The sequence below is a fragment of the uncultured Succinatimonas sp. genome (assembly GCF_905203285.1).
GTDB lineage: Bacteria > Pseudomonadota > Gammaproteobacteria > Enterobacterales > Succinivibrionaceae > Succinatimonas.
Genome location: NZ_CAJKVK010000097.1, coordinates 1 through 7,487, shown reverse-complemented (window position 1 = coordinate 7,487; position 7,487 = coordinate 1). Strand labels below are relative to the sequence as shown.

Here is a 7,487-nt window from a genome sequence, read left to right as displayed (position 1 = left end):
ATCTAGTGTCTAATATAATAGACACTAGATCAGTAAAAACTCGCAACTTTTAGGTTACTAACTATTTACTCAATATTAAACTTTTAAATCAACTTATTATCTTTAAGATAGACACGAATTCCATTCATAGTTTCATCGGAAATTACATGCTCTATACGGCAGGCATCATGTTCAGCGATATCAGCCGGAACATTTGCTACGTTCTTTAAAAAAACCGTCAACAACTGATGACGTTCAAACACATGTTCAGCAAGAGCCCTTCCGTCAGGAGTAAATAAAATAGCACCAGCCGGTGCGATTTTAATTAACCCGCGTTCTTTAAGCATAGCAAGAGCACGGCTGACGCTTGGTTTTGAAAAACCCAACTCATTAGCAACATCTACAGCTCTAACAAGTCCGTCCTCATTTCTCTCTTTTATAATTAAAATCGTCTCAAGATAATTCTCTCCGGATTCTGCAATAATGCCGGCACGAGGAGGAACCGGCTCGGTAACAGCATCCTGAACTGTGGGAACTTGTTGCTTCGTCATTTTATTTCACTACCGTAATATTAATTTTATTTCCGACTAATGATAATTGGATATTATTGTTAGGGCCTATAACACCTTTAGAAATAAGGCCTAAACGAACCACTTCATTTAAAGCTAATTTAATCTGTCTGTTTATATTTTTGCCGCGGGCATCGGTTAAAGTACCAAGCTCCGGGATCTGCGGTTGCATTCCCAAATTACGAGCTTTGGAAAGAACTCCGATTTGTTCAAGGCGATTGATCAAGCGATATACGGTTGCAATACCGAGATCCGGAACAAACTGTTTTGCCTCATACCATAATTCTTTAGGTGAAGTACAACTGCTGTTCATTAAAATATCAATAATATGTCGTCGCTGAACAGTCATGCGCAAACCGCTTGCTTCAAGCTTGCGCAATGTGTCTTCGGTCAAATGACCTACGTTGTAAATCGGATCGTTATCTTGCATAACCGCCTTCTTAAAAAACCGGATCTTTATAGATTATAAATAGTGCCAAAGCTTTTCTTTTTCAAGTTGTTAAACTAATTTTCAAAATGAAAATAAAAAAATTTTAATGCAACACCAGTTTTCAAAAAAAACTGCAGCTACATTTGCTGCATTTTAAAAAAGCCTTCGGATAACTATACCATAAACAATTCTCTATTTAGTTCCTTGAAAAATAAATATATTTATTCGCATATTAATATCATTGCTTTTTGTCATTACAGTGACATTCATTTCCTGAACATCCGCATGTACTGCTTTTTCCGGTAAGGGTACCGAATATCCTTCTTAACCCCAGAAAACAAGGGATCATGACTAAAATTACGATAACGGCAATAATTAATGTATCCACGGTAAGCTCCTTTCTATTTTTTTAGTTAGCATATGACAACTATTTTCCATTTACAAGAGAAACCGCAATTACAATGTAAAAATAAATCCTAAAAGAAAAATAATGAACAAAATTACGCCGCAAATTCTCAATGCAAGATTAGCTATCTTTATAGTTTCTGCATTATTTTTTTGCTTCATGATTTCTTTATGATGCAGACGATGCTCCAAATCATCACGTGATACGGTACCTGTAGGATCGGCAATACCAACCGTTGCAGGAACTCCCTCTATCGTATAAAACTTAAAGCCGTATCCCATAGCGCTTCTTATATTGGTACTTTCTTTAACATCCAAAATAATATTAGCGCCCAAAATCTTACAATCATGTTTCAATTTATATATCGCTTTTTCTCTGACGCGATCCGTTTTGGCTATAGAAACCTTTGCTTTATCAATCAATATGTAATTGGCAGGCAAATCTCCTGAGATAAGCTCAAAACTTTCAGGCTCTTTAAAAGTTTCATTCCTGAAAATAAAATCTTCGGCGTCATTTAAGCAAAAATTGCTTACCTTATTATCAATAATCTCAAAGGTACAAGACATCCCCTCTTTAATTAAAGATTCATCATTTTTGTTTGTAAAAGACAAAGCATCAAAGCTGTATATATTACCGTCATTTGCCTGAATATGGCCTTGCTTTGCCTTAGCATCGTAAATTGTTACTTTTCCTTGCATAGCGTTCTCCTCAAATAAATTCTAACAAAAGAAAAGCCTCAAAAAAGAAAAACCCGCAGAAAACATGTTTATGCGGGTCTTATCTGGCAAGGAATGACTAATTAGTCATTTTCTACTTTAGCGTAAGCAAATTCTTTCTTGCCGTAAATAGCTTTTAAATGGTGCAGCATAATTGAAGCGCCTAACAAAATCATCAAAACGGCCATAGCAAAAAGGAAAATACCGGATACGACAAGAACCGAATTTTGTCCCCACTGCTGTGAAACAACTTGTGCAACGCCCCATAAGCTCATTACCATCATAAGAACCATAGGAATAAAAGAAATAAACCAATTAGCTCCCTTTATCATCAGATAAAGAGTAATACCAAGGAAAGTCAAACCTGCCATTAACTGGTTAGATGCACCGAAAATCGGCCAAATGCTGGCAGCACTTCCAGTTAAAGCCATCAACATGGAAAGACCTACAATAATAAAAGCAGCTAAGAACGGATTGGTAATAACCTTTCTCCATTGAGCCATCTGAGGTTTAATAGTAGAAGGTTCATTATTGTTGTTTTCTGCAGACTTCTTGGCACGCGGCATGAAAAGTTCCTGCCACAAGAAACGGCCAAGACGAGTAGCAGTATCAAGAGAGGTCATCATGAAGGCCGAAATTGCCAAAGAAATGAATACTTTGGAATAAACTTCCGGAATTCCGAGAGCAGCAGAGAAAGAAGCGATACCTGTAGCAAAAGCCATCGGTTGGTTTTTGCCTACTTCAAAGAAAGTAGCAGGCTCCATAGCCATTACGGCAACTAAGGCCATAACGCCTAAAATACCCTCTAAAATCATACCGCCGTAGCCAATGGGCAACAGATCTTTTTCGGAATTAATCTGTTTTGAAGTAGTACCTGAGGCTACTAATGAATGGAAACCGGAGCACGCACCGCAAGCGATAAAAATAAACAACGCCGGGATCATGGCGGTCATATTGCCGTCTGCAGTCAATGCAGTCCAACCGTTAAAAGCATTTAAATTAATATCCGGATTATAGGCGATAATCGAGACAATACCTAAGGCAAGCATTCCGTATAAAAGATATGAATTCAGATAATCGCGAGGCTGAAGGAGCCACTGTACCGGAACAACGGATGCGGCAAAAACATATATAGCCAAAACAGCTATCCAGATATATGTAGCACCTTGTTTTGACATGCCGAAACTTGCAACCAAATCAATCGGCAACAAATCACCGATCAAAACAGTCAAAAACACAAGCGGAACAAATAAAAAAGATGATTTTTTAAGGCCGAATCCAAGCTTCATTGAGCAAAGAGCAAATAAAGGCGCCATGCCGATAAAGAGCAAAGAAGCCGTGGCAACTGCAGGGATCTGTACGAACATGCCGGCTATAAGTAAAGTAAAGATACCGACAATGAGAACCAAGCAGGAACAGCAGAAAATCAAAAACAACATACGACCTGCGTAACCCATAAGATCTTCCATTATGTATGAAATGGAACGACCCTTATTACGCACAGACATTACCATTGCTGCAAAATCGTGGAAAGCTCCGACAAAGACGCAGCCTACCAAAATCCAAATTAAAGCAGGAAGCCACCCGAAATATGCAGCCATAATCGGACCGACGATAGGACCGGGACCTGCAATCGATGCAAAATGATGCCCGAACAGAACGATTCGTGGGGTCGGTACATAATCAATACCGTCAAACTGGGTGTGTGCAGGAGTCGGATTTTTAGGATCTATTCTAAAAACACGCTTTAAATATCCGCCATAGCAAAAATATGCGGCAACAAAATATGCCAAGCATATACAAAATAACAAACTTCCGCTCATAAAAAACAGCTCCATAAGCCTTTCGACTTTTGAACTAACTTCTTTAACCAATGAAATTTGAACAGATCAACGGATCTGCTACGCCGCTATAACAATTAAAGGACGTAATGACTGTCACTAACATCAGACGGTTATCTGCAGTTAATGAAGAATTGATGAAAAGTCTGACTGATTATCAAAACTTTTATTGATTCGAAATAAACGGATATGTCCATTTCGAATTGAAACGAAATTTTATATCGTTTGATAAATCGGATAATTGTATCAGCATAAATATAAAACGATGCAAAAATGCTGATACTTTCTTAAAAACATACTAAAAAGAGCCAAAATATTTAATTAATGCGCCAAAATAGCGCATTAAATCATAAAAGAAGCGGCACAAAAATCAAATCAACAATTGATTTTTACGCTTAAATCACGAGAGCCAAGACGGAGCAGAGACTCTTTTAAGTCTTTTCTTTGTACACCTAAAGCGCGCATTCTTTTTGTACACTCGCGCAAATCAAGACTATCAATATCATCTTTATCAAAATGAGCATTAATATGCTCAAGATCAAAAGGTAAATCTTTAGGCAAAAGACCTGATCCGACTAATGTTGAAGGCATAAGACAAAACAAATGATCTTCTTTTTTCATAACTTCAACGATATGAATGAGATCATTGTTCATATTATGACGATAAATACAAGATTGGCCCTGTTCAAGATGTAATTCATCAAACAAAGACAACTCTTTTATATCTTCTACCTCTCCACCGTTGCCTGCTCTATATTCAACTCCGTTAACGGTAAAAACACGCCTTGCTTTCTCATAATCAAAAGAAGCCGCAATAAGCTCCGCGACAAAAGCGATATCTGCAGTGCCGTCAACTGCAACTAAACGCCAAACCGGAGTATCTTTTAATGTAATTTTTAATAAATATTGCATTTTATTGAGTAATACCGGTGTTAATGAATCCGCTTATTGTACTTTCAATAGAGCGATCCGTAAATTTGTTTTCAAGATGATATAAAAACATATCAAAAGATATTTCACTTAAAATAAAAGCAGCTTCACATCCGCCGTTTGCCGCACGTTTAAAGAATTTAAAGGCTGCATGCAGATCCGGTTTACATGCCATCGGGCGAAGCGCAATCATCCCCTTTATATATTCATAAAGAGAATTTACATGCTCATTATTTAATAAAGCTTCAAGCATTAATGAATAAGGAATTGCTCCCGAATTTTCGGTTCCGTTACCGATAGCCCCTAATCGGAAAGTTTGAGAACAAAGCCTGTTTGCCGCATCTTTAAGGTAAGTATCGCTTAATGCAAACAATGATTCATTATCTGCCTGTTCTAGATGCTCATATTTTATTGCGACATCATAGCTACTAAATAAATCATCATGGATACAGCCCAAAAGAGTATCAATTTCTATTACTCTAGTTCCTAAAACCAAAGACTCATACAATTTTTTTACTAAATCTTTTAAAACATTAGAAGATTCAACTTTTAAAGGATTTCTTTTAGAGTAATTGGCTATAAAGCGATGAGCTCTATTAAAAGGAACTCCTACTCTATAAGTAAAAGAATCTTCGGCGCAATCAAGATGATCTTCCAAAATATAATCAGGGCAATACTGCGCCATAGCTGGTGTTAATGAAACGCCTTTACGATAAAAATTTTCCGCCTTATGCAAATCCCGCGGCAATAACGTACCTTTTATATATACATTTTGCATAAACAAACAAGCTGAAGGATCTTTGTTTGACAGAGAAGCAATCTTATCCACAATCTGAATAAACTTAAGCGGCTTAAACTTTCTTTCCTTTTTCAAACGTGCATATTCTTTTACGCAAGAAGGTAATTCATACTCTGCACCTAATCGCAAATAGGTATGCGCAAGTTCAGGATCTTTTGGGAGTAAGGCTCTATACAAAATGTAATAACCCATTACTGCCCCAGAATTTACGGCTTTTAAGGCATATTTAGCAGCCTTTTCCAAATCCCTGCCGTCAAGAGCAGAAATAGCCATATTAAACAAGGCAAGCGAAGAACCTAAGAGGGCAGCTTTTGACCACCATTTTTCAGCTAAAGCCGTATCCTTCTTTTCCCCCGACATATTCCAGTAATAAGATCCGAGTTTAAACGCAACATCTGCGCATTCCCTACAACCTATGGCCTGTTCTATCAAAGGTAAATCTTTTTTATTAAACTGAGGACTTATAAGCAGATTGGCAAGAGGTTCCAAAGCTTGCTCGCAATGTCCGCTTTCATAGGCTTCTTTTAATAATTCCAAAGCCAACGAATAGAAAGTCTGGCTGGGTTTTTCTTCATTTGCAGCATAATTTGCCACATAAGATTTAAATTTTTCGATATCAGATAAAATTAATTTAGCCTGCATAACCTTCATCAAAGGAACGTCATCAAATAAATATTCAGATACCTGAGATGAAAGCAAATAGGATAATAAATCTTCCGTCTTACGATGTCCTAGCTTTACCGCATTTAAAAACACAGATAAAAAGTTATACAGTAAATCGGTAATTAAAGTCTCTTTATCTGAAAGATCAGAGTCTTCAGAATAACGGCTTTCAAAGCGAACGCCAACTAGACCGTTATCATGATTAAAAGCAAGTTTAAACGCATGAAATAATGGAATTATTAAAGCGCTTTCCCAATCTTCCGCGCTTGAATTTATATCCATAATAAATAACTGCCTTGCATATATTGCTGCAGGATGTCCTACCATTGACGCATAACTTAACCAACGTCCGGCTTTATCAATATCATGCGGCAAATCCGTACCGAAATAATACGCAAGACCAATTTTATAGGCTGTCTGCGCCGGCATACCGGGCATAACCTGTAAATCTTCACTTCCTGATTGAAGCTCATTATTCAGCAGTAAATTCAAAATATCGCAGTTATCCATATAAAAATTACTGCAAAAACTCATATCTTCCATCTTGGAAATAGACTGCTGTAAAAAGGGTAAATAATCTTCCTCTTTATTGATTAACTTATGACGTACGCACTGATAATAAAAATAAACCAATACTGACGGTATAAAAATTACATCAAACTCATTAATCTGAGCATCAACACAAGGAGAAGGATCGTCTTTATAAATATTTATCTTATAAGTCTTTGCAAAATAACTCTCAAGCTGAATTAAAGCATTTTCAAAATCATTTTTGCTTTGCAAAAGTAAAAAAAACTCTTCTACCTTCTCCCTATCATTATTAAAAATTTTATTTAACGTTTTAACTACATCTTGCTTAACTAATTTACTGATATGTTCAACAGCCTTTTTTTCTCCCTGAATAAAAGCCACATAATAATAGTAAAGTGCTTCATCCATTTGCAGTAAATGCTTTTCATCTATACTTCCGTCAAACTGCATAAATTTATTTTCAATATCTAAAGCAATTTGCATTGCGGAATTTTTATCCAAAGAACTCTGAGGCGAAATTAACGGAACTATCTTTTTTTCAAGCTGAGCGATTTTTGCAATTGATTGTGAGCTAAAACCTTTTAATCGTGTCGTCATTTTTAAATCTTTAAAAAATAATATAT

7 protein-coding genes are annotated in these 7,487 nt (G+C 36.5%); all 7 read right to left on the bottom strand.

Going from position 1 to position 7,487, the window contains the following annotated elements; genetic code table 11:
- Nucleotides 1-83: 83 nt before the first annotated feature.
- Nucleotides 84-530 (bottom strand): metal-dependent transcriptional regulator, encoded by a 447-nt coding sequence (locus tag QZ019_RS08610; RefSeq protein ID WP_295484253.1) that lies wholly within the window; start codon nucleotides 528-530, stop codon nucleotides 84-86.
- A 1-nt stretch (nucleotide 531) separates the two neighbouring features.
- A complete protein-coding gene (locus QZ019_RS08605) occupies nucleotides 532-978 on the bottom strand; it encodes a transcriptional repressor (RefSeq protein WP_294568157.1) in 447 nt (148 codons plus the stop codon).
- Between the two features lie 238 nt (nucleotides 979-1,216).
- Nucleotides 1,217-1,366, bottom strand: a complete 150-nt coding sequence (locus QZ019_RS08600) for a hypothetical protein (RefSeq protein ID WP_294568155.1) — start codon at nucleotides 1,364-1,366, stop codon at nucleotides 1,217-1,219.
- A gap of 68 nt (nucleotides 1,367-1,434) precedes the next feature.
- Nucleotides 1,435-2,082, bottom strand: coding sequence for a hypothetical protein (locus tag QZ019_RS08595; protein ID WP_295484226.1), 648 nt, complete (start codon nucleotides 2,080-2,082; stop codon nucleotides 1,435-1,437).
- A gap of 101 nt (nucleotides 2,083-2,183) precedes the next feature.
- Nucleotides 2,184-3,923 carry a carbon starvation protein A gene (locus QZ019_RS08590; protein ID WP_295484223.1) on the bottom strand — a complete coding sequence of 580 codons (1,740 nt, stop codon included), beginning with the start codon at nucleotides 3,921-3,923 and terminating at the stop codon, nucleotides 2,184-2,186.
- A gap of 393 nt (nucleotides 3,924-4,316) precedes the next feature.
- Nucleotides 4,317-4,853, bottom strand: a complete 537-nt coding sequence (locus QZ019_RS08585; protein ID WP_294568150.1) for a hypothetical protein — start codon at nucleotides 4,851-4,853, stop codon at nucleotides 4,317-4,319.
- Between the two features lies 1 nt (nucleotide 4,854).
- Entirely contained in the window at nucleotides 4,855-7,461 is a 2,607-nt protein-coding gene (locus QZ019_RS08580) for a tetratricopeptide repeat protein (protein WP_295484219.1), read from the bottom strand.
- Between the last annotated feature and the right edge of the window lie 26 nt (nucleotides 7,462-7,487).